Annotated in this window: 23 protein-coding genes; 10 read left to right on the forward strand and 13 right to left on the reverse strand. The window is 47.7% G+C overall.

Annotation, left to right across the window (positions count from 1 at the left end):
- Window positions 1–30 precede the first annotated feature (30 nt).
- From ACO05Z_RS05625 to ACO05Z_RS05645, 5 genes are all read left to right on the forward strand, one after another.
- Window positions 31–3,054: a proline dehydrogenase family protein gene (locus ACO05Z_RS05625; RefSeq protein WP_421901170.1), complete on the forward strand. Its 3,024-nt coding sequence runs from the start codon at window positions 31–33 to the stop codon at window positions 3,052–3,054.
- Between the two features lie 138 nt (window positions 3,055–3,192).
- Window positions 3,193–4,308, forward strand: coding sequence for an ABC transporter permease (locus tag ACO05Z_RS05630; RefSeq protein WP_421901171.1), 1,116 nt, complete (start codon window positions 3,193–3,195; stop codon window positions 4,306–4,308).
- A 1-nt stretch (window position 4,309) separates the two neighbouring features.
- Window positions 4,310–5,107 carry an ABC transporter ATP-binding protein gene (locus tag ACO05Z_RS05635; RefSeq protein WP_421901173.1) on the forward strand — a complete coding sequence of 266 codons (798 nt, stop codon included), beginning with the start codon at window positions 4,310–4,312 and terminating at the stop codon, window positions 5,105–5,107.
- Window positions 5,104–6,261: an MlaD family protein gene (locus ACO05Z_RS05640; RefSeq protein WP_421901174.1), complete on the forward strand. Its 1,158-nt coding sequence runs from the start codon at window positions 5,104–5,106 to the stop codon at window positions 6,259–6,261. The genes ACO05Z_RS05635 and ACO05Z_RS05640 overlap by 4 nt, the downstream gene beginning before the upstream one ends.
- Window positions 6,261–6,944 carry an ABC-type transport auxiliary lipoprotein family protein gene (locus tag ACO05Z_RS05645; RefSeq protein ID WP_421901175.1) on the forward strand — a complete coding sequence of 228 codons (684 nt, stop codon included), beginning with the start codon at window positions 6,261–6,263 and terminating at the stop codon, window positions 6,942–6,944. The genes ACO05Z_RS05640 and ACO05Z_RS05645 overlap by 1 nt, the downstream gene beginning before the upstream one ends.
- Here ACO05Z_RS05645 and ACO05Z_RS05650 read toward each other — a convergent pair.
- Window positions 6,926–8,077 (reverse strand): diguanylate cyclase, encoded by a 1,152-nt coding sequence (locus ACO05Z_RS05650; protein WP_421901176.1) that lies wholly within the window; start codon window positions 8,075–8,077, stop codon window positions 6,926–6,928. The two genes, ACO05Z_RS05645 and ACO05Z_RS05650, sit on opposite strands and share 19 nt — an antisense overlap.
- 193 nt (window positions 8,078–8,270) lie before the next feature.
- Between ACO05Z_RS05650 and ACO05Z_RS05655 the strand changes: the two genes are divergently transcribed.
- From ACO05Z_RS05655 to ACO05Z_RS05665, 3 genes are all read left to right on the forward strand, one after another.
- On the forward strand, window positions 8,271–8,873 hold the full coding sequence (locus ACO05Z_RS05655; protein WP_421901177.1) for a DUF445 domain-containing protein: 603 nt from the start codon (window positions 8,271–8,273) through the stop codon (window positions 8,871–8,873).
- Between the two features lie 212 nt (window positions 8,874–9,085).
- Window positions 9,086–10,057 carry a tetratricopeptide repeat protein gene (locus ACO05Z_RS05660; RefSeq protein ID WP_421901178.1) on the forward strand — a complete coding sequence of 324 codons (972 nt, stop codon included), beginning with the start codon at window positions 9,086–9,088 and terminating at the stop codon, window positions 10,055–10,057.
- Window positions 10,054–10,908 carry a hypothetical protein gene (locus tag ACO05Z_RS05665; protein ID WP_421901179.1) on the forward strand — a complete coding sequence of 285 codons (855 nt, stop codon included), beginning with the start codon at window positions 10,054–10,056 and terminating at the stop codon, window positions 10,906–10,908. Before ACO05Z_RS05660 ends, ACO05Z_RS05665 begins: the two co-directional genes overlap by 4 nt.
- 58 nt (window positions 10,909–10,966) lie before the next feature.
- Here ACO05Z_RS05665 and ACO05Z_RS05670 read toward each other — a convergent pair whose 3' ends face one another.
- On the reverse strand, window positions 10,967–11,674 hold the full coding sequence (locus tag ACO05Z_RS05670) for a substrate-binding periplasmic protein (protein WP_421901180.1): 708 nt from the start codon (window positions 11,672–11,674) through the stop codon (window positions 10,967–10,969).
- A gap of 225 nt (window positions 11,675–11,899) precedes the next feature.
- On the opposite strand from ACO05Z_RS05670, the gene ACO05Z_RS05675 reads away from it, so the two are divergent.
- Entirely contained in the window at window positions 11,900–12,823 is a 924-nt protein-coding gene (locus ACO05Z_RS05675; RefSeq protein ID WP_421901181.1) for a hypothetical protein, read from the forward strand.
- An 81-nt stretch (window positions 12,824–12,904) separates the two neighbouring features.
- On the opposite strand, the gene rpe is transcribed toward ACO05Z_RS05675, so the two are convergent.
- From rpe to ACO05Z_RS05705, 6 genes are all read right to left on the reverse strand, one after another.
- Window positions 12,905–13,573, reverse strand: a complete 669-nt coding sequence (gene rpe / locus ACO05Z_RS05680) for a ribulose-phosphate 3-epimerase (RefSeq protein ID WP_421901182.1) — start codon at window positions 13,571–13,573, stop codon at window positions 12,905–12,907.
- Complete coding sequence (locus tag ACO05Z_RS05685) at window positions 13,574–14,038, reverse strand: AsnC family transcriptional regulator (RefSeq protein WP_421901183.1); 465 nt, start codon at window positions 14,036–14,038, stop codon at window positions 13,574–13,576. It abuts the gene before it with no gap.
- A 12-nt stretch (window positions 14,039–14,050) separates the two neighbouring features.
- Window positions 14,051–15,244, reverse strand: coding sequence for a heme b synthase (gene ahbD / locus ACO05Z_RS05690; RefSeq protein ID WP_421901184.1), 1,194 nt, complete (start codon window positions 15,242–15,244; stop codon window positions 14,051–14,053).
- A gap of 1 nt (window position 15,245) precedes the next feature.
- Complete coding sequence (gene hemB, locus ACO05Z_RS05695) at window positions 15,246–16,229, reverse strand: porphobilinogen synthase (RefSeq protein ID WP_421901185.1); 984 nt, start codon at window positions 16,227–16,229, stop codon at window positions 15,246–15,248.
- Window positions 16,230–16,364: 135 nt separating this feature from the next.
- The gene (ahbC, locus tag ACO05Z_RS05700) at window positions 16,365–17,549 is read right to left on the reverse strand and encodes a 12,18-didecarboxysiroheme deacetylase (protein WP_421901186.1); all 1,185 of its coding nucleotides are present in this window, start codon (window positions 17,547–17,549) and stop codon (window positions 16,365–16,367) included.
- Window positions 17,550–17,892: 343 nt separating this feature from the next.
- On the reverse strand, window positions 17,893–19,050 hold the full coding sequence (locus tag ACO05Z_RS05705; protein ID WP_421901187.1) for an OmpA family protein: 1,158 nt from the start codon (window positions 19,048–19,050) through the stop codon (window positions 17,893–17,895).
- A 205-nt stretch (window positions 19,051–19,255) separates the two neighbouring features.
- On the opposite strand from ACO05Z_RS05705, the gene ACO05Z_RS05710 reads away from it, so the two are divergent.
- Complete coding sequence (locus tag ACO05Z_RS05710; protein WP_421901188.1) at window positions 19,256–20,134, forward strand: substrate-binding periplasmic protein; 879 nt, start codon at window positions 19,256–19,258, stop codon at window positions 20,132–20,134.
- 40 nt (window positions 20,135–20,174) lie between these two features.
- Here the strand turns inward: ACO05Z_RS05710 and ACO05Z_RS05715 are convergent, their stop codons facing one another.
- The 5 genes from ACO05Z_RS05715 to fliS all read right to left on the reverse strand — a co-directional run bounded on the left by ACO05Z_RS05715 (window position 20,175) and on the right by fliS (window position 24,621).
- Complete coding sequence (locus tag ACO05Z_RS05715; protein ID WP_421901190.1) at window positions 20,175–20,510, reverse strand: hypothetical protein; 336 nt, start codon at window positions 20,508–20,510, stop codon at window positions 20,175–20,177.
- A gap of 19 nt (window positions 20,511–20,529) precedes the next feature.
- On the reverse strand, window positions 20,530–21,579 hold the full coding sequence (locus ACO05Z_RS05720; RefSeq protein ID WP_421901191.1) for a zinc-ribbon domain-containing protein: 1,050 nt from the start codon (window positions 21,577–21,579) through the stop codon (window positions 20,530–20,532).
- Window positions 21,580–21,666: 87 nt separating this feature from the next.
- Complete coding sequence (locus ACO05Z_RS05725) at window positions 21,667–22,851, reverse strand: glycosyltransferase (protein WP_421901192.1); 1,185 nt, start codon at window positions 22,849–22,851, stop codon at window positions 21,667–21,669.
- 3 nt (window positions 22,852–22,854) lie between these two features.
- A complete protein-coding gene (locus tag ACO05Z_RS05730; protein ID WP_421901193.1) occupies window positions 22,855–23,940 on the reverse strand; it encodes a glycosyltransferase family 4 protein in 1,086 nt (361 codons plus the stop codon).
- Between the two features lie 138 nt (window positions 23,941–24,078).
- Window positions 24,079–24,621 (reverse strand): flagellar export chaperone FliS, encoded by a 543-nt coding sequence (fliS, locus tag ACO05Z_RS05735; protein WP_421901194.1) that lies wholly within the window; start codon window positions 24,619–24,621, stop codon window positions 24,079–24,081.
- Window positions 24,622–24,657: the final 36 nt, after the last annotated feature.

The raw sequence follows: 24,657 nt of genomic DNA on the forward strand, positions 1-24,657 counted from the left end.
AACCATTAAAAATCTCAAGGAGAGTCAGGTATGAACGCAGAAGTCTCCACTCTGGACAACAAAGTAATCGAACGCGGGAAACAGTTTTTTGATTCCATATCCGGTGAAGCGCCTTCAGTCTTTAACAAGGGCTGGTGGACAGGTAAGGTTATGGACTGGTCCATGAAAAATGAAGATTTCAAGGTCCAGATGTTCCGCTTTGTTGACGTCCTGCCATACCTGAACACCTCCGAGTCTCTTTCAAGGCATATTGAAGAGTACTTTGCCGGGGAAGACAGCAATATTCCCGATGTTCTCAAATGGGGTGCCACCAAGACCGGATTCGGCGGGGGCCTTGTGGCAAAGGTGCTCAACAAGACCATCCGTTCCAACATTGAAGGCATGGCCCGCCAGTTCATTATCGGCCAGAAATCCAAGGAAGCAGTGAAGGGTATTCGCAAGCTGCGTAAGGACGGATTCGCATTCGTTCTTGACCTGCTTGGCGAAGCTACCGTTTCCCATGAGGAAGCTGCAGCCTATCGTGATGGTTATCTGGAAGTCCTCGACGCCATTGATAAAGAATACAAGAAATGGGATGCCCTTGATGCATCCGGCGACCTTGATTGGGGTCATGCTCCCAAGATTAACGTAGCTGTTAAGCCTTCCGCTTTTTATTCCCAGTCCAAGCCTGTAGATCTTGAAGGTACTGTGCAGGGTATGATGGATGCCATCGAGCCTGTTTACAAGAAGATCATGGATATGGGCGGCTTCATGTGTATCGACATGGAAGCTCTTAAGTACAAAGAGCCCACTGTTGAAATGTACAAGCGGTTCAGGAAAAAATATCCTGATTATCCGCATCTCGGAATCGTTTTTCAGGCCTACCTGCGCAGTGTAGACGATGATGTTTCCGATATGATCGAGTGGGCACGGGGCGAGAACCTGCCTATCTCCATCCGTCTGGTAAAGGGTGCTTACTGGGATTACGAAACCGTACTCGCCAAGCAGAATGATTGGCCCGTTCCCGTCTGGACTCATAAGCCGGAATCCGACATGGCTTTTGAACGTGTTTCCAAGATGATTCTGGAAAATCATGACATCTGCCACTATGCCTGCGCATCTCACAACATCCGGTCCATCTCTTCAGTAATGGAAGTTGCCAACGATCTGAATGTTCCCGAAGAAAAATACGAATTTCAGGTTCTCTACGGAATGGCTGAGCCTGTACGTAAGGGCTTGCGCAATGTTGCAAAGCGCGTTCGCCTTTACTGCCCCTATGGTGACCTTATTCCCGGTATGGCTTATCTGGTACGCCGTCTGCTGGAAAACACCGCCAACGAATCCTTCCTTAAGCAGACCTTTGCTGATGAAGCTGACGTAAGCCGCCTGCTTGAGAATCCTGAGTTGACCCTTGAGCGTGAACTTGCAGCCAAGCCCAAAAACAATCCGGGCAACAAGACTCCTGAAGGAGAACTGCCTCCATTCAACAACTATCCGCCAGCTGATTTTACTATTAAAGATGAGCGTGACGGTTTCCCCGCATCCATGGCTAAGATCAGGAAGGATTTCGGCAAGCGTTATCCTCTCTATATCGGCGGACAGGATATTGTTACCGACGATACTCTCGATTCTTACAACCCGGCGGATACTTCTGAAATCATCGGTTCTGTTTGTCAGGCCGGAACGGCAGAGGTCGATAAGGCTGTTGCCACCGCTAAGGAAGCTTATCTTGAGTGGCGTGATGTTGAGCCCAAAGAGCGTGCCCAGTACCTGCTCAAGGCTTCCCAGTATCTCAAAGACAACATGTATGACCTTTGCGCATTGCAGGTTCTTGAAGTGGGTAAGCAGTGGGATCAGGCTCAGGCTGATGTAGCAGAGGCCATTGACTTCCTCGAATATTATGCCCGCGAAATGATCCGCCTCGGCGCACCCAGACGTATGGGCAATGCTCCGGGTGAATACTCCCAGTATTTTTATCAGGGCAAAGGCGTTGCCGCAGTTATCGCACCGTGGAACTTCCCGCTGGCAATCAGTGTGGGCATGGTTTCCGCAGCTATTGTTTCAGGTTGCCCGGTTGTTTACAAACCCGCCGGAATCTCTTCCGCAGTGGGTTATGGCATCGTGGAAATGTTCAAGGCCGCAGGGCTTCCGGACGGCGTATTCAACTACTGCCCCGGTCGTGGTTCTGTAATGGGTGACCATCTGGTTGACCATCCCGATGTTTCAGTCATTGCTTTCACCGGATCAATGGAAGTCGGCCTGCGCATTCAGGAACGTGCTGCCAAGGTTCATCCCGGTCAGGAACAGTGCAAGAAGGTTATTGCTGAAATGGGCGGTAAGAACGGTATCATTATCGATGATGATGCTGACCTTGATGAAGCCGTACTCGGCGTGCTCTATGCGGCCTTCGGTTTTCAGGGCCAGAAATGCTCGGCTTGTTCCCGCGCTATTGTCCTTGATTCCATCTATGACCGCTTCATCCACCGCCTTAAGGAAGCTGCAGCATCCATTAAGCTTGGACCCGCTGAAGATCCTACCAATTATATGGGGCCGGTTGTCGATAAGGCAGCTCAGAAGAACGTGCTTGAGTACTGCAAGATTGCTGAAGAAGAAGGTAGTGTGGTCATCAAGCATGAAGCTCCTGCCGAATACCGCGACAAAGGCTGCTATGCTCCGTTGCTGGTAGTGGACGGTATCACCAAGGAACACCGCATAGCTCAGGAAGAAGTCTTCGGGCCTGTTCTTTCCATCATGCGGGCCAAGGATTTTGATGAAGCTCTTGATATCGCCAACTCTACCAGATTCGCGCTTACCGGTGCGGTTTATTCCAGAAGCCCCAAACACCTTGAAAAGGCTTCCCGTGAATTTAGAGTCGGTAACCTCTACCTGAACAAGCCCAGCGTAGGTGCTCTGGTTGAACGTCACGCATTCGGTGGATTTAAGATGTCTGGCGTCGGCTCCAAGGCCGGTGGCCCCGACTACCTGCTCCAGTTCATGGATCCGCGCCTTGTCTGCGAAAACACTATGCGTCGCGGCTTTGCTCCCATCTCTGAGGATGATGACTGGGTCGCATAGTATTCCGCTATAATCAAAACATTCAGGCCGCAGTATTCTCTGATACTGCGGCCTGCTTTTGTTCGAAACATATTCGTGCTTTCCATTCTTGGACGCAACTGCTAATTATCACGCTATATCAATGTAAAAGAGTGAAACATGGCAGCAGGTAAAGTTAAATTTCAAAAATCAGGTTCAACCATGACCGTATCCGGTCGTCTGGATGCCGAAGGGGCTGGGGAAGTCTGGGAACAGGCTCGTTCCGCTGTGGCGGCAGGGTGTTCGGAAGTTGAATGTTCCGGAGTTGATTATCTGGATGGCGGTGGTGCCTCACTCTTTATTATGATGAAGGCCGGGTGCCGTGATCGGGGCAGAGTCCTATCAATTAAAGGGTTACGTTCAGAATTCGCTTCTTTTCTTGATTTGTTTGATCTTGATAAAGCAGCTCCGCCTCAAGAAAAAGATAAAGGTAAAGGCGGTATACGTGGCTGGATAACATCTATCGGGCTGTCCGGTCAGGCCGTAGCCGCAGATATGCGCGAGCAGATTGAATTCACCGGAAACTGCGTCCTTGCTTCCCTTTCCACCGCTACTTTAAAAAACAGACTGCGCTGGCCTGATTTCTGGCTGACCTGCGAAAAAGTAGGTGCTGACGGGCTGCCCATCATTTTGTTGATCGGATTCCTAATGGGCTTGATCATGTCTTTTCAGTCCGCTGTTTCCCTGATGCGTTTTGGGGCTGAAATTTTTGTACCCAATATGCTCGGGCTGGTCATGTTCCGCGAGCTTGGTCCCATGGTTACAGCCATTCTGCTGGCCGGACGGACGGGATCTGCATTTGCCGCCGAGATCGGGACCATGAAGGTCAACGAGGAACTTGATGCATTGAATACAATGGGTCTTAATCCGGTCAGCTTTCTGGTTCTGCCGCGGGTGTTGGCGACAGTCTGCATGACTCCGTTGCTGACCCTCTTCTTTAACTTCATGAGTCTTGTGGGCGGGGCATTGGTCATGCTTTCCATGGGCTATCCCTTGGCGACATATTGCGGGCGTGTTTTTGAAAATGTGCAGTGGATGGATTTTTCCGGCGGTATGATCAAGGCCGTGGTCTTCAGCTTTCTTGTGGCTGGGATCGGTTGCCAGCGTGGTTTGGTTACCAAGTCCGGGGCCAGTGCGGTGGGTGATTCCACCACCAGTGCCGTAGTCAGTGGGATTATCCTCATTGCCGTGTTTGACGGAATTTTTGCAGTAATCTTTTTTCTTACGGGGATATAAATTGGTTCGCACAAATGAAAATATAATCAATGTGCAGAACCTTACCTGCGCCTACGGTGATGCGGTCATCATCGACGATATTTCTTTTGATATCCGGCAGGGAGAAATTTTTGTTATCCTCGGCGGTTCCGGGTGCGGTAAGAGTACCGTGCTTAAACATATGATCGGTCTTTATCCTCCGGCATCCGGTGAAATCTTCATTGATGGAGATGATATCGGTTCTGCATACGGCCAAAAGCGGTTGGAAATATTACAGCGCATCGGGGTTATGTACCAGATGGGAGCCTTGTTCGGGTCCATGACCCTGCTGGAAAATGTACGTTTGCCGCTGGAGGAATTTACTTCCATGCCGCGTGAAGCCATGGATTATACAGCGCGTATGAAGCTTTCCTTGGTAGGGCTTGAAACTTCTGCTGATAAGATGCCTTCCGAGCTTTCAGGCGGGATGCTCAAGCGCGGTGCTATCGCAAGGGCCATGGCTCTTGATCCTAAAATACTTTTTCTGGATGAGCCTTCTGCTGGGCTTGACCCCATCACTTCGGCAGAGCTTGATGAGTTGATTCGTAGTTTATCCCGCTCACTGGGAGTGACATTTGTAATTGTAACCCACGAGTTGCAGTCAATTTTTTCCATTGCTGACCGGGTGATTATGCTCGACAAAAGTACTCGCGGCATTATTGCCGAGGGTGATCCCCGTGTGCTCAGTGATGAATCGGAGCATCCACTGGTGCGTAGATTTTTTCATCGTGAAGTTGAAGGCAAGGCCACGGAACAGACCTTGGCTACGGAGAATATATGAGTCGGAAAACCAATCCTTTCAGGCTGGGACTTTTCATAATTATCGGCACCATACTTTTTGTCTCGGTGCTGGCAATCCTAGGCGCGGGCAAGATTTTTGAAGATAGTGTAAAAATGGAAACCTATCTCAATGAATCTGTGAATGGCCTTGAGGTCGGTTCACCCATTAAATTTCGCGGTGTTAAAATCGGCACAGTGAGCCAGATCGGTTTTGTCACCGATCATTATGTGGACTTAAGGCAAAGTGCCTTGCGCTATGTTTATCTTCTTGGTGATCTTAACCATAAGATGTTTAAAACCAAGGAAGGTCAGGAACTTGTTCATGCTCTGAAACGTGAAGTTGATCGTGGCTTACGCGCCCGTCCTGTTTCCCTCGGACTGACCGGTCAGCTTTTCCTTGAAATTGATTATGTTGATCCGAACAAAAATCCTCCGCTGGAAATTAGCTGGAAACCGGAGCATATCTATGTCCCTTCAGCTCCGTCCATGATGAGTAAGGTGGAGAGCGCGGTTGCTTCCATTAGCGATACGCTGGAAGACATTAATAAGGCCAATATTTCCGAAGCAATCGAGGATGTTCGTTCTGTGGCCAAAAGCATGAGCAACTTCCTCAAAAATTCAGATACAGGGGAGATCAGCAAGCGGTTGACCGGAACCCTGACCGAAGCTGAAAAATTTATTGCCCGGGTAAATCAGCTGCTGGCTGATCCGGAAGTGGACAACCTTATGCCTGACGTGGCTGCTGCGGCCCGTAATTTACGGACGGTCATGGAAAGTTCTTCCGGGGATATTGTGGCTGCAATGAAGGATATCCGTAAGGCTTCCGAAAGTGCGAAAAATGTGACCGGAGGCATGGAAGAGTATCTTTCCGGACCTAAAGGCAAGCAGACTCTGGCTGATCTCTCGACTACCCTTAACAATATCAGTGAAGCATCTAACAAGATTAAGGGCGCGGCCGCACGCTTTGAATCAACCCTTTCAAGGGTGAATATGACCGTGGCCGGGCAGCAGGGTAATATTGAAGCTATTCTGGATAATGTACGCAGGCTGATGGAAAATCTGCGAGAACTCAGTAATGAAGCCAGACAATATCCTTCAGGTGTCCTCTTCGGTGATCCGCCGAGAAAGACTCCGCTTAAACAGGGGAGCGAGTAATGAATAAATATAAATCCAATAAGTCTTATTTGTGTAGATTTGCAGTTCTGTTGGTGGTTGTAGCAGTATGTGCTGTCGCCGGGTGCGTAAAGCTGGAAAGGCCCAGTCTTGACCGTAAATATTACACTCTTGATGTTGTCCGGGCTGAAAAGCAGAAGAATGAGGTTAAGGCTGTAAAGAACCTTATTGTGCGCCGGGTCAAGATTTCTCCTCGCTACGAGGATCGCGACCTTGTCTATAAGATGGGGGATAACGTTTTTGAGGCCGACTACTACAATTCTTTTTTTGTGCCGCCAGCAGCACTGGTAACTCAGGAATTGCGGGTTTGGATGGGTAATTCCGGTATTTTTGCCAATGTATTGGGTCCGGAAAGTCTTGGTACTGGAGAATTGCTGCTGGAAGGTGTTGTGAATTCTATTTACGGTGATTATTCCGGGCCGGAACCAAAGGCGGTTATCAGGATGCAGTTTATCCTGCTTAACAACAGCAATCCTGATCTACCCATAGTTTATTCACGTGATTTCAGCCGTGACATAGTAATAGGAGCAACCGGTCCTGCTGCTCTGGTGAAAGCCATGAACAAGGGGCTTACTGAAATTTTTGTTGAGCTGGAAAAAGACTTGGCTGAAACAGTTCGTGCAAACCATTTTGACAGCGCAGCGGGTTATTCACAGGAAAAATAAACTCTGTTTTTACCCTTTATCTTGCAGCGGTACATGTTGTCGTCAGCACGCTTGATCACTTTTTCCAGTGACTCGTCATGCGAGAATTCAGCGACACCGATGCTTATTGTTTTGTGAATGGGTGAGCCTTCTTTCGGTTGGTATTCATATGCCGCCAGTGCAATACGTATGTTTTCGGCAACCTTGATGGCTTCCAGACCGTTTGTCTCGGGCAGGATGACCATGAATTCTTCGCCGCCGTAACGAAAAGCCTTGTCCTTGCCTCGGATATTGTCTTTGATGATTTTGCCGATGGCTTCAAGAATGTCGTCTCCGGCAGCATGACCGTAGGTGTCGTTAAACATCTTAAAATCGTCGACATCCATGAGCATTATGCTTAGTGGGCGTCCGGTGTTCCGGCTTTTGAAAATTTCTTTTTCTGCAACATCGAGCATATGGCGGCGGTTGAAAAGTCCGGTCAGCTGGTCGGTTATGCTCAGGTTCTTGAATCGTTCTTCGCTTTCTTTAAGTTTTTGTTCCGCTTTTTTTCTTTCAGCTATTTCCAGTTCCAATGCGTAATTTTTTTCATCAAGTTCATGGAGCAGGGTGGCTAATTGCGCTGCATTATCCTCTTGGAGTTCTTTTACTTCCATCAGCTCTTCAATCAGCTCTTCGCGGCGGTGTTCGGCTTCTTTTTCAGTGGTGACATCCTGCATGATGCAGATACAATTTTCAGGGGTGTCACAAGTAGCTGCAATATTAGCAACTGACATATCGATAAAATGAGGTTCATCATTTTTATCGTTAATTGCCAAGCTCAGGTTGGCTTTGCCCGCAGGACCACAAAAAAGACTGTGCAGATATTTTCTGCCCTCGGCATCTTCTTCGGATACGAGTAATTCATTCAATAGCTTACCGATAACCTCTTCCTGGTCATAGGAGGTTATTGTGGTGAAAGCAGAGTTGGCAAAGATGATTTCACCGTCTTTGTCCAGAATCACCATGGCAGAGGCGGCATTGGAAAAAAGGTCACGGAACCGGAATTGTCCGCAATCCGGACACTTGGAAAGCAGGGAATTTCTCAGGACTTTATTCTTATCCCTGAGTTCCGCGAGTTCAGAATAGATCGATCTTGAACAGCTTAAATTTTTCATATCATAATACCCCTCTACTTTACTCCACCCTATTAGGGTGAGTACTTTACGTTGATTTGAGAACTAATCAAGTGATTTTTTCTTTAAGGAGGGCGTTTGCCTTAATTTGCTTGCACTTTGTCAGAATTTAGACAAATATATCCGCGCACTTCTTTTGAGAGTAACCAGAAAAAATAATTCAGGAAAAAATATAATGATTACAATGAAGCTTCTTCTTTCACCCGTAATTTGCGCCTTGATCGGCTGGTTTACAAACTTTCTTGCGGTAAAAATGCTTTTTCATCCGCACAAGCCCATCAAAGTCGGGCCGTTTACCATTCAGGGTATCTTTCCCAAGCGCCAAAAGGAATTGGCTTTACGCCTTGGTGAAATGATCGAAAGAGAGCTTATTTCCCATACTGATATTAAAAATGTAATTCAAGATCCGTCGTTTATCGATAAGCATAAGGAAGTTGTGCTTGAGTATCTGGATGTCTTTTTTCGTGAAAAGCTTACTTCCCTGCATCCCATGGTCGGAATGTTTCTCAATGATGAGACAATGAAGACTGTAAAGGGCATGCTTTCTCAGGAACTTGATTCCATGTTGCCCAAGCTTATCGAAACCACTTCTTCACAACTTGAGTGTTCCCTTGATTTCAAATGTATTGTTCAGGATAAAGTGGAATGTTTTTCCATGGAACAGCTTGAGTCCATTCTTTTTTCCATCATGAAGAAAGAGTTCAAGTTTATTGAAGTTATCGGCGGTATTCTCGGTTTCATTATTGGTTTGATTCAGGTTGTGATTTTTATGTTATAAGTTTCTTAAATGATTAGTTGTTTGTCCCGTCTACAGATGTTTTCTGTGGACGGGATTTTTTTGAGCAACAGAGCTCTGTTAGCTCCTTGAGCTATTAGTGTATTCTTGTCGGTTAGTATTAAGAATTATATAGTTCCACCAAGAGTTCGTGTTTTTCTGTTATTGTCAGAGTTGGATTTGGGGAGTCCGCGATTACGGTTTTGGAGGTCTACTTGCGATTTATATTTGTGCTGGGGCAGATGTTCTTGATTCTGCTTCTATCCGGGTGTGCCCAATTCGCCGGGCCTTACTATTTAAATCACGGTGAGTTTGAGGACGGAATCAGTGTCCTCAGCGAAGAACTCCGCAAAGATCCCGAAGATGCCACGGCTGCATATTATCTGGGACGCTATTACCTTGCCCTTGGAGAACCTGAGCAGGCCGTATCATTCTTACAGGTTGCAGCAAAGCTTGAGCCGGATAATTCTGATTATCGGTTTTGGGTCGGCGTTGCCTGTTGGGCTTTAGATGATTTCAAGGAAGAGCAGGAAAATTACAAGCGGGCTTTATCTATAGATGGAGATAACATTTCAGCGAATCTTTATCTGGCTCATAGTTATCTTGATGAAGGTAAACTTGATCAGGCTTTGGCCCTTTATGATAAAGTCCTCAAGATGGACACCTATAATCCGCAGGCTTTGTATAATCGGGCCGATATCCTGACCAGACAGGGTAAGAGGGATTCCGCTCTAAAAGAATGGAAAGCATTTTTGGAATACTACCCGGATGGAAGCCTTGCTGTTTACGGAACAGAACAGCTTAACCGTTTGGGTGATTTTACTTACCGTAATTTCATTCTGGGCAACCGTAATGTGACTTTGCGGGCAATCAGATTCAGGCAGGGTAGTACTAAATCTGATCTCGAAGGTAATCTTTCACTGCGGGTGCTTTCGGCCATCATGGAATCTGACAAGGATTCCGCATTTCATATTGTTTCTTATTGTAAAGGAGATGCCGCACTGGCCGAAGAAAGGGCTAAGAAAATTAAGGCCCACATTCTTAATGCCCATCCCGGCATAGATTCCGGGAGATTGCCACTCAGTTGGTTCGGCGTACCGGAGAAGGTTAAGCGTAAAGGGCAGACCTACAGTTTGGACGATTCCATTCGTTTCATCACAGTTCTCAAGCAGGAGAATCCATCATGAAGAATATTATGATCAGATTCGTATGTCCGCTTTTGGTTGTGATTTTGTTTTTGATTTCATCAATTCCATATTTGCATGCTGCAGGAGCAACCGACGATATTTCCTATTTTTCATCTCCGGAGCAGGCTGATGCCGCGGATGACGAAGCTCACGATGTTGCTGTTGCCGAGTCCGAAAAAATTGCTGCAGAAGTTACCGCTGTTGCGGGAGAAGTTAAAGCTGCCAAAGGTGAGTTTCGGGAAGCGGTATTAGGTGTGGTTGCTGCTGAACGGAATGGAAGGGAAGAGATGTTCGCTACTGCCCAGGAACGGTTGAGCATTGCCCGTACAAACCTTGATAAGACAGAACGCAAGGCAGCAAGAGTGTTGGCAACCATAACTGCTGTTAAGCAGTCAACAATCTCATCCATGCGCAGCCAACAGATGGAGTGGGGCGAGATTGCTCGTGAGCTTGGAGTTTCAAGAGATACCGTTGATCCTGCAAAGAGTGTGGATGCAAAGTCTTCCAGACGTTCAGATTCCGGGGAGGCTTCCGGTAAAGATGGTTCATCCAGTAAAAAGATTGGGACTGTCCGTGATTTAGTAAGCGGAATTTCCAAAACTCCCGGTGCCATAGGTGGTAAAGGAGATAAGGCTCTTGGGTTGAGTCGTGTTTCATCCAAGGCCAGAAACGGGAGCAAGAATTCCCGGTCTGTCCGCGATATAGCAGCCAATGGCGGGCGGGGTAACGCTCCTACAACTCAGGAATCAGCCTTAGCTGCAATTAATTCTGCGAAGGCGAAAGCGCGGCTGGCAAAAGCACGGGCAAAGGCTGCTGCGATCAAAGCGCGGACAAAACAGGCTCGGCAATAAAATTTGGTTAATTTGGAAAATGATCGCAATCAGTAATGATGTTGCGGTCATTTTTTTATTATTTAGTTGAACTGGCCTCCTCTTGCCGCGCGAGAGCCTTAGTCAATATTTCCAGAACACGGTCACTATATTCTGATTTTCTGATCGCCACTACCAGCGGTGTGGTGAAAAGTTTTTTTAGTACGACAATGTTCTCTATTCCATTTTGGGCAGCATAATATTTCATTACTGAAGGGTCTGTGATTGCAACTTCACACCTTCCACGGGCAAGTTTGCGGACAAGAGAATTCTCGTCCGGGGCTTGGTCCACGTTATCACTATACCGCTTGGCTGCTTCGGCGATTTCTTCAGGGTATTCGTATGTCTTAACAAGTCCGACAATATGGCGGGCAAACAATGAGTCGATATTTTCCGGGATGCAGATTCTTCTGCGGGCCATGATGGATATTTTTGACCAATCAACAGGAGGTGAAGCAACAAAATCATCTTCTACTTCTTCCGGCCAAGCAGGGAAGTAGCCTATGTAACCAGGCTGAGTCGCCATGGTTTTGGCTCTGGCCCATGGAAGAAATTCCACTTCCAGCTTTATCCCGCTTAATTGTAAAGCTTGCCTTAATTTTACAATTGATTTGCCGTGATCAGGTAAGTTCTTGCCTGAATATGGCTCCCAGTCCAAAGAAGTTATTTTCCACTTTTCGGCAGCCTGTGCGGGCATAGCTATAGCGATAGCCAAGAAAAATGTGAGTAATGATTTTATGAACAGCATGCTGCCGTTGCTCCCGTATAAATTGAAAATTCAAATGGATATTCAGCTGCACTATAACATCAGAACCGACTGGATAGAAGTTTTATTGAGAGTTTGAAGGTGCCAACACGCTTGGGTCTTCTTCCAATGTTTGGTTGTGTATGTGGATATATTATAGTGATTATGATATATACTGCGTTAGTTGTGTTATGTGTTTGTTTTGGTGGATATAACTAAGGAGTATGTATGGATATCAAAAATCTAGAAGCTGGTGATGTTCTGCTGTTTTCTGCAGAGAAAGGCAGTTTTATTTCGTGGGCGATTACTTTTTTAACTGATGCTCCAGTAAGTCATGCAGCAATGTTCTATGACGTTCCCAAGCAATTGATTATCGAAGAAAGTCCACCTCAGGTCGCAACTAATAATGCCCTTGATCGATTTAAAGGCAGGGAGATTACTGTCCGGCGCTTAAAAGAGGAAATGCCTATGGTTCCGGTCATCGATGTCGCAAATACTTACTTGAATAATGAGGAGCCCTACGATCAAAGCGGTTTGTACTTTGTAGGGTTGTTGCTGTTATACAGGAAGTTTACCCCCAGTTCAGTGAAACAGCGGATTGTGATCAAAATTTTAAAAAAGATTACTGCTTCAATAGTCGAATATATTCATAAGCATCAAAGTCCCGGCAAGTCTCCAATGGTTTGTTCACAGTTTGTGGCTCAATGTTATGCCAATGCAGGTCCTAAGTATGAATTAAAATTTAAAGGTGGACTCCTGCAAAAGTCGGTAAATGCTAAGAATATGATTGAGCTGGTTATGGACAAGCTGGATCAGGTAGAGCTGCCGGAAACACAAAGATTGCTGGCTTCCACTTTTGAACCGCCGGAAGAGATTCTTGCTTCAGGTGAAGAATTGTGCAGGGAATTGCAAAAGGCATTTTTAGATGAAACTGATGACGTTTCGATGCCCATTTCTGATGAATTTGTCGAGGCTGTTTCGCAGTTTGCTTATGCGCATAACCTAGCAAGTACCGGGCAGGAATTAAGTCTCTCAATGGAGAATGTGCCCCAATTATTGAGTAACTTGAATGACTATGAAAACATGTTCACCACACCGGGAGATCTGCTGAAATCATGCGTAAGTCTTAAGGATGTTTGTGTGATAAAATAAGGAGAGGGTCTTTGGGGAACGGTATTACTGCTGGTTAAGGGGAGCTTATGCATAAGACTCCCCTTAACCAGCTCAGAAGACCTAGCCTGCGCAGGTCTCCAGAAAGAGCTTATGCCGCTCAGCATAGGGCGGATATTTGAAGAACGCGGAACCGGAAACAAGCACATCTGCACCAGCCTCAACCAGTTCACGGCAGTTGTCCATGGTCACGCCACCGTCGAGCTGAATGAGGGTGTCAGCACCCATTTCATCAATCATGGCCCGCAGGTCACGTACCTTCTGGGTACAGAAGGGGATGTATTTCTGACCGCCGAAACCGGGGTTAACGGACATGATCAGCACCATGTGCAGCTGCGGAAGAAGGTATTTGATGGATTCCAGCGGGGTAGCCGGGTTCAAGGCGACAGCAGGCTTAACTCCCTTGTCAGCGATTGCGGCTACTGCGCGCTCGAGATGCACGGTGGATTCAGCGTGGATGCAGAGCAGGTCAGCTCCGGCATCGCAGAATTCATCGATGTAACGTTCGGGCTGCTCGATCATGAGATGGCAGTCAAAGAACAGGTTGCACTCCTTTCGCATGGACTTGATTACCGGAGGCCCGAAAGTAATATTGGGCACGAATTTTCCATCCATTACGTCGAGGTGCGCCCATTTGAGTCCTGCTTCTTCCAGTGCTTTCAGCTCATCGGCAAGACGGCTGAAATCGCAGGAAAGCAGGGACGGGGAAATTATGGTTTCCTTAGCTGCCATTTATTTTTTCTCCTTGTCTTCCTTCATGTCAAAATCAACCTTGATCTTGAACATCTTGGTCGCGGGCAGGTAGAGCACGCGGATACCGGTTTTCTCGGTGATGGCATCGAGAGTGGCAACCACGGTTTCCTTGTCCGGACCGATGAAGGTAAACCAGATGTTGAAGTCATTTTCACGCAGGTAGTTGTGGGTAACGCCGGAGTGGCGGTTAACCTCGGCTACGAACTCATCCATTTTGTCTTCGGGTACGCTGGCTGCGCAAAGGGTGGAGTGCCAGCCCAGTTCGCGGGAACCGAAGTTTGCGCCTACGCGGCGGATAACGCCGTCTTCACGCATAGCGTTGACCCTTGCAAGGGCCTCGTCTTCGGATACTCCCACCAGTTTTCCGATCTCTTCATAAGGACGGGAAACAATGGGGAAGTGGGACTGGATGATGCCGAGAATATCTTTATCTACTGCGTCCATTTATATTTCCTTTTATTTTTTAGGCTTCTTTTTGGGCTCGTAGGAACAAAGCGGTTCCGGTCCGAGATAGCTGCCTTCCATGGTCTGGGCACGTGCACGGCAACCGCCGCATACTTTTTCGTATTCACAGTGACCACATTTGCCGTCATATGTGTCGGGGTTGCGCAGGTTCAGGAACTGTGGGGACTTTGCCCAGATTTCCGGGAAGGGAATCTCTCGCACGTTACCGCAGTCGAGGTCAAGGTAGCCGCAGGGCTGAACCTGTCCGCGATGTGAGATAAAGCAGAAGCCTACGCCGCCGAGGCAGCCGCGGCTGACCGCATCAAGACCGAAGTTTTCAAAGTTGACCGGGATACCGTCTTCCTTGGCCCGCTGGCGCAGGATACGATGGTAGTGAGGTGCACAGGTCGCTTTGAGCTGCATGTCGGTGGTCTTCTGGAAATCGTAGAACCAGTTGAGGACCTCTTCATATTCTTCAGCAGAAATTACTTCCGCGCCCAGTTCAGCTGCACGTCCGGTGGGTACCAGCAGGAAGATGTGCCATGCGGATGCTCCAAGATCTTTGGCCAGCTTGAAGATATCCTTAAACATGTGCAGGTTGTTTCGGGTCACGGTGGTGTTGATCTGGAATTCGATTCCGGCATCTTTCAGGTACTGAATACCCTTCATGGCCTGATCGAATGCGCCCTGTTCACCGCGGAATTCATCGTGGTATTTGGCCTCGGCAGCATCAATGGAGATGGAGCAGCGCTGGATGCCCACTTCCTTGAGCTGAACGGAATTCTCTGCGGTGAGCAGGGTTCCGTTGGGTGCCATTACGCAGCGCAGACCCTTGTCGTTGGCGTAGGAGACCAGTTCGAAAACATCGTGGCGCAGCAGCGGTTCGCCGCCGGTAAATATGATGATCGGGTCTCCGGTCTCGGGAAAGGTATCGATAAGCGCTTTTGCTTCCTCGGTGGAAAGTTCGCCAGGGTAAGGTTCGGGGTGAGCTTCAGCTCTACAGTGCTTGCAGGCAAGGTTGCAGGAGCGGGTAATTTCCCATGCGATGAGTCTGAGCGGCGGTGAACCGTCAGCGTTCTTCTGGGGGATGGGATGTACGCCCGGATGACCACCGGGATGACCCGGTTTACCGCCGGGATGACCTCCCGGATGTCCACCACCTGGGTGTCCGCCGGGGTGACCAGCTGTCATTTTTTTATCGCTCATATTATTTCTCTTTCAGTTTTTTGAGTACGTCTTCAGTGAAGTAAGTCAGGATCAGATCAGCACCGGCACGCTTGAGGCCGATGAGAGATTCCCAGACCACCGATTCTTCGTCTACCCAGCCGTTCAAAGCCGCCGCCTTGATCATGGAATATTCACCGCTGACCTGATAAGCCGCAACGGGCAGATCGAAATTGTCGCGGGTCTGACGGATGATGTCCATGTAGGGTCCGGCGGGCTTGACCATAAGGATGTCCGCGCCTTCGATAACGTCCGCTGCTGCTTCGCGCAGACCTTCGCGGGCATTTGCCGGGTCCATCTGGTAGGTTTTGCGGTCGCCGAACTGGGGAGCGCCTTCCGCTGCTTCACGGAAAGGACCGTAGTAGCCGGATGCATATTTTACAGAGTAGGACATTAGCGGCAGGTCTTCGTAGCCGTTTTCATCCAGAATCTCGCGGATGGCGGCTACTCGTCCGTCCATCATGTCCGAAGGTGCAACCATGTCCGCGCCTGCTTTGGCGTGTGAGAGGGCAGTTTTTGCCAGCAGGTCAAGGGTTGCATCGTTAAGGATAATTTCGTCCTTAACCAGTCCGCAGTGGCCGTGGGAAGTGAATTCACACAGGCACACATCGGTGCAGACCAGCAGTTCGGGCCAGCGTTTTTTGATCAGACGTACGGCCTGTTGTACAATGCCGTCCTCGGCGTAAGCCTGAGTGCCTGCGGGGTCCTTTTCTGCGGGGATGCCGAAGAGAATCAGGCTTTTGAGGCCGTTTGCTACAGCTTCCTCAATTTTGAGTTCCAGCTGTTTCAGGCTGAGCTGAAACTGTCCGGGCATGGAGGAAACTTCTTTTTTGAAATTTTCATCGTCTGTTTCATAGACGAAGTAGGGCATCATAAGATCATTGGCGGAAAGGGTGGTTTCCCTTACGAGATCGCGGATGACAGGTGTTCTGCGGAGTCTGCGTCCACGGTGGAAGTCAAATACCATTTCAGGCCTTCCTTATAGTAAAATTTTATATTGATATAACGACAAATCCCGGCAGACCTAGTGGCCCGCCGGGATTCAATAATATCTATCGTCGACAGGACGACCGTCTTGAAACGTTTTTCAAAACAGGCGGGCCTAGTCCTTCTTGATTTCCTCGTCAGTGAGGTAGCAAGCAGGATCTTCAGCCCAGATGTCGCCGTGGTATGCTTCTGCACGGGCACGGAAGTTACCGCCACAGATGTTCAGGTAACGACATTCTGCGCAGCGTCCGCCCACGTATTTTTTCTTGTCTTTGAGTTTGTGCAGCAGTTCGATGTTTTCGTCAGTCCAGATTTCGGAGAAAGGACGTTCGAGAACATTACCGAAAGTGTGGTTGCGCCAGAACTGATCAGCGTGAACCTGACCGTCCCAGGAAATACAACCGATACCGCGGCCGGAGTTGTTGCCTTCGTTGAACTGGAGCAGTTCGAGCACTTCCTTGGCGCGAGCGGGATCTTCTTTCAGCAGACGCTGGTAAACGTAAACACCGTCAGCGTGGTTATCAACGGTGAGGATTTCCTTGGGCATACCTGCATCGTAGAGCGCTTTGGTCTCGTCCATGATCAGGTCGAGGAGCTGGCGGGTTTCAGCGTGGCTCAGATCCTCTTTGATGAGTTCGGAACCACGGCCGGAGTATACCAGATGGTAGAAACATGCTCTGGGAACTTCGAGGTCTTTCAGAACCTGAAATACGGAAGGAACTTCAGTCCAGTTGCGCTTGTTGATGGTGAAACGCAGACCGACTTTCAGACCTTCGGCTTTACAGTTCTCAACAGCTTGAAGAGCTTTTTTGTAAGAACCGGGAACGCCGCGGAATTTGTCGTGGGTTTCTTCGGTACCGTCAATGGAGATACCTACGTAGGAAAGGCCGACGCTTTTCAGTTCACGGGCTTTTTCCTTGGTGATCAGGGTTCCGTTGGTGGAGATAACAGCACGCATCCCTTTGCTGGTGGCGTAGCTTGCCAGCTCAACGAGGTCTTTACGTACCAGCGGTTCACCACCGGAGAAGAGCATTACCGGTGCGCCGAATGCGGCGAGATCGTCAATGATCTCTTTGGCTTTTGCGGTGGAAATATCATCTTTCCCGTCAGGATCAACAGCCTGTGCGTAACAGTGTACACATTTCAGGTTGCAGCGTTTGGTCATGTTCCAGACAACTACGGGCTTTTTGTCTTTAGAAAACTGCAGAAGGTGAGAGGGCAACTTGCCGGACTCACGACCGTAGCGCAGGGCGTCGGAAGATTCTACTGCACCACAGTAAAGTTTAGAAATACCAATCATTTATAAATTCCTCCCTAGCTGCTGAAATGGCGCCAGGCTATCAGTTTTAACGATGTTTCCCCGTGTTCTGGAAGTAATAATAATTACTGTTTGTAATCCGTCAACCGGGAAAATCAATCGATTATGCGTAACGAGAGAGCGAGTTTTGGAGTAACACAAATGTAAGCGGGGGAAAAGGGCAAAATAATAGCTTGTGTGGTGTAATTTAACACTTTGAAAAGTATGAAAAAATAATTGAAATTTATTATCATTTGGCTGCGATGGTTAATGAAAAACCTCCCCACTCGGTGTGTTATTGGAGTGGAGAGGTCAGATTTGTTGTTTATAACTTGTCTATGCGGACTTAAGGGGCAATGGAAACCTGTACTCGTCGGTTTAGCAGTTTGTTGTACTTTGTGGTGTTGGGAACCAGAGGATTGGATTCACCAAAACCTGTAGTACCGATACGTTGCGGGGCAATGGGAAAGTTATCGGTCAGGTATTTCTTGACTGCTTCAGCCCGTTCTTTACTGAGCTTGAGGTTATACTCAGGGGATGCGTCGGAATCCGTATGTCCACCGATTATAACCCGTTTATCTTTGAGTCGGTCGCTGATCAGGGCTTTACCCAGTTCGTTCAGAAGTGAATATGATTCCGGCTTAATCTGAGATGAATCTACATCAAATTGCACTGCAAGGTTGATGGAACGCGGTTTGGCCTGCGCTTTTGGTGTCTGGGCAGGTGCTTGAACGGGAGCAGGAGCAGCTTTCGTAGTAGCAGGCTTTGCTGCAGGTTGTTTTTGCTGCATTGGTGTGTTTTGTTGCGTTTGCTGTCCACTTTGCGGAGGAGCCTGTATTTGCACCATATTGGGCATCAGAGCTGCAACCATACCCTGGTTCGTATTTTCATAACGTGCCCATGAGGTCAGAGGTACCGCCATATCCGTGGCAATGGCCTGGATTATTTTATAGAAAGCAGAATCCGGCATGCGGTGTTCACGCTTTACTATGATAAAATCGTCGTCCATTTTCTTTTCAATGCGTCCGCCTTGTTCAAAGGAGCAGACCAACTGCCCTCGTTTGGTTTCGTAAATTTTAATCTGAACGGTTACAGCGGAATCGTCCATGGTATGCCCCAGATAGAGGTAGGGAACGAATCCTACTACCAGCAGGTCGTAGCCGCGTGAACGGGCAACGAAAAGGGCTTCATCCAATCCCCTGTAGGTCAGGTTGTCATCGTAGACCATTGATGGAAATATTTGCAGGCTGGTCCAGTTTTGCCAGACTCCTTTGGCGACCCGTTTTCCCCAGTCGCTGCCTTTGTACATGGTCTGGGTTACATGAAAAGGATAGAAAAGAGCGGAAAGCGGTCCGTAGTGTGGTTTTTCCGGTCTTGAGTAGACCATCAGCTGCGATAGCTGCACCTCGGCATCTTTATAATAGACGGACTGGGTGGCGATCTGCGGTTCAAAATGGGTGCAGGCGGATAAAGCCAGCAAAAGGATCAGCAAATATTTTTTCATATCAGCAACCGGGATTGGGTTTAATGTGTCTGAAATTTGACCAAAATTATCTGTGCCCAATGTAAAGCAATTTACGTGCCGCTACTCGCATTGATTATATCCAGTAAACATTGTTTGCTGGGTATACTTGTTTTATTTTATATTAGTCTGGTATGGTAAAATTAACAAATTTTGCCAGTTATTGTTTTTGCTAAGGAGGATCTGCATGAATAAGCTGCGTTTAGCTTCATTCATACTCATATTGATCTGTGCATTTAACTTGTTATTTGTGTCGGCTCTCCGGGCAGAAATAAGAGTAATCTACCCGGCACCTGAATACTGGGCCGATGAACGGCATAGTGATGTCATTGAAATATTACGTACTGCGCTTGCAAAAACTGAAAAGGATTATGGACCGTATGAGCTTGCACCGTATTCTGCGGTGATGAATACGAGGCGGGTGGTTAACAGTCTTAAGCAGCGTAAGTATATAAATATCGCTTGGGGATCTACTTCAGAAGAAAAGGAAAAGAGCTTGCTGCCAATAAGAATTCCGTTACGTAAAGGGATTCTTGGTTACAGGATGATGCTAACTACTCTCGAAGGACAGGATAAGCTGGCAAGGGTTCGAGATCTGGATGGTCTTAAGACGTTGAGTATTGGTCAGGGACTCGGATGGGGGGACGTGAAAGTTCTCAGACGTGCGGGATTGAAGGTTCTTACCGCCAATTACGAAAATATTTTCAAAATGTTGAATAAGGGCCGGGTGGATCTTTTTTCCAGAGGGATCAGCGAAGTGTTTGATGAGCTTGAACTTCACTGGGAAGATTATCCAAATTTAATTATCGATCAAAACATAGTGCTTAAGTATCCTTGGCCTTACTATTTCTTTTTCAATAGGCAAGACAGTGAGTTAGCCGGAAGGGTAGAGGCCGGACTAAGAATTATGATCGAAGACGGTAGTTTTGATGAGATTTTTGAGAAGTATAACCGGGCGGATATTGAGCGGGCGTGTTTAGCGGACCGGAGGATGATTGAGTTGGAAAATCCTCTGCTGCCCGTAGATACTCCCCTTGATGATGATCGGTTATGGTTCAAACCGTAAATGAATAAAGGCGGATTTTCCTAAGAAAATCCGCCTTTTTCTATTGCATCAATTTGGTCGGGGATGGTGCTGCCTGCATGGACTCAAGTATTTGTTCCTTGGATTGGATCATGCTTTCCCGTAGTTCCATTCTACGTTGTACCGAGAGTTTTTTGAACTCCGGTTGATGGGTTAGCTCGGTAAGCTGCTCCATTTCGCCTTTTATTCTTTCTACTTTTTGCAGCATTTCGCTTTGTGGCGAACAGACTTGAGAACATGCGTCTGCTAGTTCGGAAATTTCCCTGGCCATGATTCTGAAACTCTTGGGGTTAATTTCTTTGGCAATGCGGACGCGCTCTTTGGCGTTGGCAACTTTTCCTTTGATCCATCCAAACATAAACTATCCTCGGAAGCAGCTAGATTGTGGGCTGGTTGAACTGCATGTAGAAGCCCAGAATGACTAATAGTAACACAATAGGCATTACCATTGAAAGCACAACCCGCATGTATGTCGTATTATGGATGTTTTTGTAGGCAATAATGGAGATTGCCACGCTAATCAGTGCGCCGATCATATCGCCCACAATGGGGACAATGCAAAGGATGATCGGGGCGTATGAGTACGTGGTAGCCCTGAAAGTGGCCTGATACCCCCGTTCTCCCGCTCCGAATATCATGAGCAGGATGTGGGTCATGCCTATCAGCGGAAAGCTGATCCCCGCCAGCATAAGCGGGTAAAGGAGCAGGGACAGGAGTGCCGGACCTGTTCCATCCTGCAGGGAGTCTGCAATCATGGAGTCGTTCATGATTCTGCCGACATCAGCGCCCATTGAAGTGTCTACCCCGGTCATAGCCCAGACAAAATTACAGATCTCCTGAAATTCTGCCAGAATGATAAAGAAAAACAGGGGCATCAGGTAGCCTTTAAGCGGCATCCCCTTAAAGAATGTTGCCGGGGAAAGGATTACCTGCTTGATAGTCAGGAAAAGTCCGGGGAAAAAACCGTATTTTTCCAGATTTTCAAATGGAACTTCGTTCTCAGTACTATAGCTTTCACTTTCATAGCCGTGCTCTTCCTCATGAAGGTCCTCTTCGGGTTTCATGGAGTCAAGGCGCTGCCAGATATCTGATTTTTCTTCCTGAATCTTTTCTTCGCGGATGGTTTCAGGTTGTTGGTTGAATTGTTCATCGTAAGGCTGGGGCTGTTCATCGCCGTAACCTTCGGGATGCTGTTCCTGTGCATGTTGTTGCGCATAGGCTGCTGCATCCTGATAACCGTCTTCTTCCGGGGCAGGATGGCTGATATCCTCAGGAGCTAATCCCGGAACCGGGGCATTTTCCCCGTCAAGGTCTCTGAATTTGAATTTGGCCTGACATTTGGGACAGGTGGCAAGTTGGGCAGTTGCCGGAATTTTATCTACCGGAATTTCACTGCTGAAATCGCACTCGGGACAAGTAACTTTCATATTAAATCCTTGAAGCTGATTGTCTGAATATTTCGGTCAGACCTAATAAATTTTATACTGTTAGGCAATGCCAATTGTACATGAACATTATGAGATACTAATAGTCGGAAGCAGTATCGGCCCGACTTTCCTGTCTTTTCGGGGGCTGAGCAATTTGTTTGTAATGTGGGGGAATTCGCTGCCCAGCCTATGGCTGAAATGTCCCCCGGTCGAGCGGTTGAAGTTTTTCAGTTTGGATTCAATTTTTTCCCTGCTTTTTAAGAGATGGGTCAAATGTTGAATCGGGCAGTTTGGCAGGATTCCCGATACTCCCTGAAGTCCGGTTAATTGCTCATGGATTTTATTTACGAACTTGAGATTCGGGTTGTTCTTAAAAAACCTGAGTTGCAGGTCCGGCCAAAGTCCATAGCCGATGCGGCAGTGATCCTGATCAGGATAAAAAGTCATCCGCGGAAGATACCATCCGTCACACTCCCGGCAGGATGTCATTAACCTTATTTCATCCCAGCATTTGGGATCTAATCTTTCGTCTGCATCAAGATAAATTATCCATTCCCCGGAACAATTTTCCAGCATGCGGTTGCGCTGCGCTGAAAAATCAGCATCAAGGGGGTGGCGGATATTGATAATTTCGGCCCGGTGAAATTCCTGAAGTATCGGGACAGGGACTGACTCTTCACAATCCCAGACCAATATAATCTCATTAATCCAATCCGGGAAGTTGGTGATGAAATTTTCAAGTTCAGGTTCATCCGGGCTGAGGATTGCTGCTGCAGAAATTTTGCGAGGCAGAGGTTGTACTGGGGTGGTAATCTCTTTGCTGCCGGAAAAGAGTTTTTGCAGCTCTTGGTGTCTTTTTTTACTTTTGCCGTCCAGTCCCGGATTGAGGATCAGGTGTGAATCTGTTGCAGTGTATCCGTTTTGAATGAGAAGCAAGAGTATTGCCCAGATCGATGAGTCGGTCAGCAGGGTGCAGTCTTCTTGAACCTTATCAAAACCGTTTTGTTTCAGCAGGCGGATATACTCAGGATAAAGATCGCAGATCAATAGTTCCTGCCCGGTTGTCTTGTTCTCAGCCAATGCCTTGCCCAGAAGCCCATCTCCAGCACCGAAAAGAATGATGGTTTCAGCATTGCGCCGTGCTGCGAAACGTAGATGTTTATCTGCTGTTTCTTCAGGTGTGGACGGAAGAACCCTTAGAGTTTCTTGTTCTTGACCTGAAAGCTGGTAACTCAGGATTTGTTCGCTATATTTATTAAAAGGATGAGACATGGTTTACAGGACCTTTTTCATTTTAAGCAGGGCTATATAAATATCACCCAGTTTGGCGGCGATGTCTTGCGCCCGAAAAAGCTTTGCTGCTTTGGCTCGTCCGTTTTCGCCCATCTGCCGAGCTTCTTGTGGATGGGTGAGCAGAAAGTAGACGGCTTGCGCAAATTCCTGTGCATTGCGGGCCACAAATCCGGTTTCGCCATGGTCAACAAGTTCCAATTGGGCGTTGTCCCGCATTTCTTTGCTGGGATGGGTTATGACCGGAAGTCCGGCAGCCATAGCCTCGGCAATGACCAGCCCGAATGATTCCCCGGTGTCGTTGGCATGGACCAGAAAGCTGATAGAATTCAGGAATTCTGCAATTTCGCTATCAGTCAGTACCGGTGGTAGGAAGTTTACGAAATTTTGCAGATTGTGTTCTGTAACAAATTGTTCAGCTTCCGGGATTCCTCCGATGATTCGGTATTGGAAGGGAGTTAGTTGCTGATTTTCAACCTGTTCTTTTAAAATGGGCAGGAACTCCAGAGCAAGTGGGGACCACTTCCCTTTGTCCGCCCGGGAAATCCTTCCAAAGGAATTGGCAGACCTTTCACGTTCAATAGGACAGTTCTTACGGAAAAAGTCGGTATCTACCGGGTTATAAAGAACAGAGTATTTCGGTTCCACTGTAGGTATGGAATTTACCTTAGCATATCGGTCTGCACAGAATTTGGAGACAAAAAGGTGGCGGTCAATCAGTTGTCCTTCGGGGCTGGGGTCATGATGACCGAATACATTTGTTTCAATCAGTACAGGGATTTTCGCAAGCTTTAAAGGACGCAGGGAACCCGGTTCTGCCCAGCCTGCGCGGTGGATGTGAACGACATGGGGACAGAATTTATCGAGTATAGAAAACAGGTCCGCTCCTATAAAGGTTTCTATCTCCTGTTCGCGGATCAGTTTACCACGGGGACCGTTTGAGGGAGAGTAAATAGCAGTGTGAAAAGTTTTCCTGTCCAGATTGACAGCAAAGGATTGCATGACTTTTTCAGTGCCGCCCAAGCCTAGTGAGGGGGAGACCTGAAGTACCCTGATTCTGTTTCTTTCCATGATTGAAATAGATGACAGATACACGGTGCTAAGTAAAGAGGGGAGGTTTTCCTATATTGTTTTAATTCATAAAAAAAGCCCCTGCTTGTGCAGGGGCTTGTCTATTCGAATTAGCCGGAGCAAATTTCAGTTAACTCGCTATGCTCCGCCTCCGTATGCGTTTGCTGCTTTTTTCAAGCGCAAAGCGTTGGGGGCAGGGATGTTCTGGGCTTTAGGCAATCCATAGCCTGCATCGTTTACAAAACTGCGGTTTACGTTAGTAGTACCACTGTTTGCTGTCGCAGTTGTCTGTAGGGGAACTGCGGCCTGAGCTTCTTCTGTGGGGATAATTTCCCGGTAGGCTGAAGCAATGCCGTCAATGATCTTGATGACTTCATCAAGCTTTTCCGTATCCATTTTCAGGTTGGCCTGCAGCAGTCTTGTATTACAGTAAATATAGAGCCTGCTGAGGTTTTCTGCCAGCTCTCCGCCTTTTTCCTTGTTCAGGCTGGCGGTGAGTTCAGAAATGACTTCAATGGCTTTGGAAATGAGAATCCCTTTGGCAGCATAATCTTTCTCATTGATTTTCACTTTGGCCTGCTTCATGAACTTGATTGCAGCATCATAAAGCATAAGGAGAAGTTCTCCTTTTGAAGTGGTATGGACCTGAGTTGAAAGGTATGCTTGAGCGGCTTTGTGCATATATTTGCTCCTCCTGACTTACTGATCGGCAGGCTT

This window comes from Maridesulfovibrio sp. (assembly GCF_965230075.1).
Lineage (GTDB): Bacteria > Desulfobacterota > Desulfovibrionia > Desulfovibrionales > Desulfovibrionaceae > Maridesulfovibrio.

Excerpts from the sequence above, each read along its gene's own strand:
- ACO05Z_RS05685 (WP_421901183.1), bottom strand. The coding sequence starts at position 14,038 with ATGGACGCAGTAGATAAAGATATTCTCGGCATCATCCAGTCCCACTTC.
- hemB (WP_421901185.1), bottom strand. The coding sequence starts at position 16,229 with ATGGTATTTGACTTCCACCGTGGACGCAGACTCCGCAGAACACCTGTC.
- ACO05Z_RS05640 (WP_421901174.1), top strand. The coding sequence starts at position 5,104 with ATGAGTCGGAAAACCAATCCTTTCAGGCTGGGACTTTTCATAATTATC.
- ACO05Z_RS05655 (WP_421901177.1), top strand. The coding sequence starts at position 8,271 with ATGATTACAATGAAGCTTCTTCTTTCACCCGTAATTTGCGCCTTGATC.
- ACO05Z_RS05630 (WP_421901171.1), top strand. The coding sequence starts at position 3,193 with ATGGCAGCAGGTAAAGTTAAATTTCAAAAATCAGGTTCAACCATGACC.
- rpe (WP_421901182.1), bottom strand. The coding sequence starts at position 13,573 with ATGGCAGCTAAGGAAACCATAATTTCCCCGTCCCTGCTTTCCTGCGAT.
- ahbC (WP_421901186.1), bottom strand. The coding sequence starts at position 17,549 with ATGATTGGTATTTCTAAACTTTACTGTGGTGCAGTAGAATCTTCCGAC.
- ACO05Z_RS05665 (WP_421901179.1), top strand. The coding sequence starts at position 10,054 with ATGAAGAATATTATGATCAGATTCGTATGTCCGCTTTTGGTTGTGATT.
- ACO05Z_RS05675 (WP_421901181.1), top strand. The coding sequence starts at position 11,900 with ATGGATATCAAAAATCTAGAAGCTGGTGATGTTCTGCTGTTTTCTGCA.
- ACO05Z_RS05650 (WP_421901176.1), bottom strand. The coding sequence starts at position 8,077 with ATGAAAAATTTAAGCTGTTCAAGATCGATCTATTCTGAACTCGCGGAA.
- ACO05Z_RS05720 (WP_421901191.1), bottom strand. The coding sequence starts at position 21,579 with ATGAAAGTTACTTGTCCCGAGTGCGATTTCAGCAGTGAAATTCCGGTA.
- ACO05Z_RS05715 (WP_421901190.1), bottom strand. The coding sequence starts at position 20,510 with ATGTTTGGATGGATCAAAGGAAAAGTTGCCAACGCCAAAGAGCGCGTC.
- ACO05Z_RS05670 (WP_421901180.1), bottom strand. The coding sequence starts at position 11,674 with ATGCTGTTCATAAAATCATTACTCACATTTTTCTTGGCTATCGCTATA.
- ACO05Z_RS05730 (WP_421901193.1), bottom strand. The coding sequence starts at position 23,940 with ATGGAAAGAAACAGAATCAGGGTACTTCAGGTCTCCCCCTCACTAGGC.
- ACO05Z_RS05705 (WP_421901187.1), bottom strand. The coding sequence starts at position 19,050 with ATGAAAAAATATTTGCTGATCCTTTTGCTGGCTTTATCCGCCTGCACC.
- ACO05Z_RS05645 (WP_421901175.1), top strand. The coding sequence starts at position 6,261 with ATGAATAAATATAAATCCAATAAGTCTTATTTGTGTAGATTTGCAGTT.
- ACO05Z_RS05625 (WP_421901170.1), top strand. The coding sequence starts at position 31 with ATGAACGCAGAAGTCTCCACTCTGGACAACAAAGTAATCGAACGCGGG.
- ACO05Z_RS05710 (WP_421901188.1), top strand. The coding sequence starts at position 19,256 with ATGAATAAGCTGCGTTTAGCTTCATTCATACTCATATTGATCTGTGCA.
- fliS (WP_421901194.1), bottom strand. The coding sequence starts at position 24,621 with ATGCACAAAGCCGCTCAAGCATACCTTTCAACTCAGGTCCATACCACT.
- ACO05Z_RS05725 (WP_421901192.1), bottom strand. The coding sequence starts at position 22,851 with ATGTCTCATCCTTTTAATAAATATAGCGAACAAATCCTGAGTTACCAG.
- ahbD (WP_421901184.1), bottom strand. The coding sequence starts at position 15,244 with ATGAGCGATAAAAAAATGACAGCTGGTCACCCCGGCGGACACCCAGGT.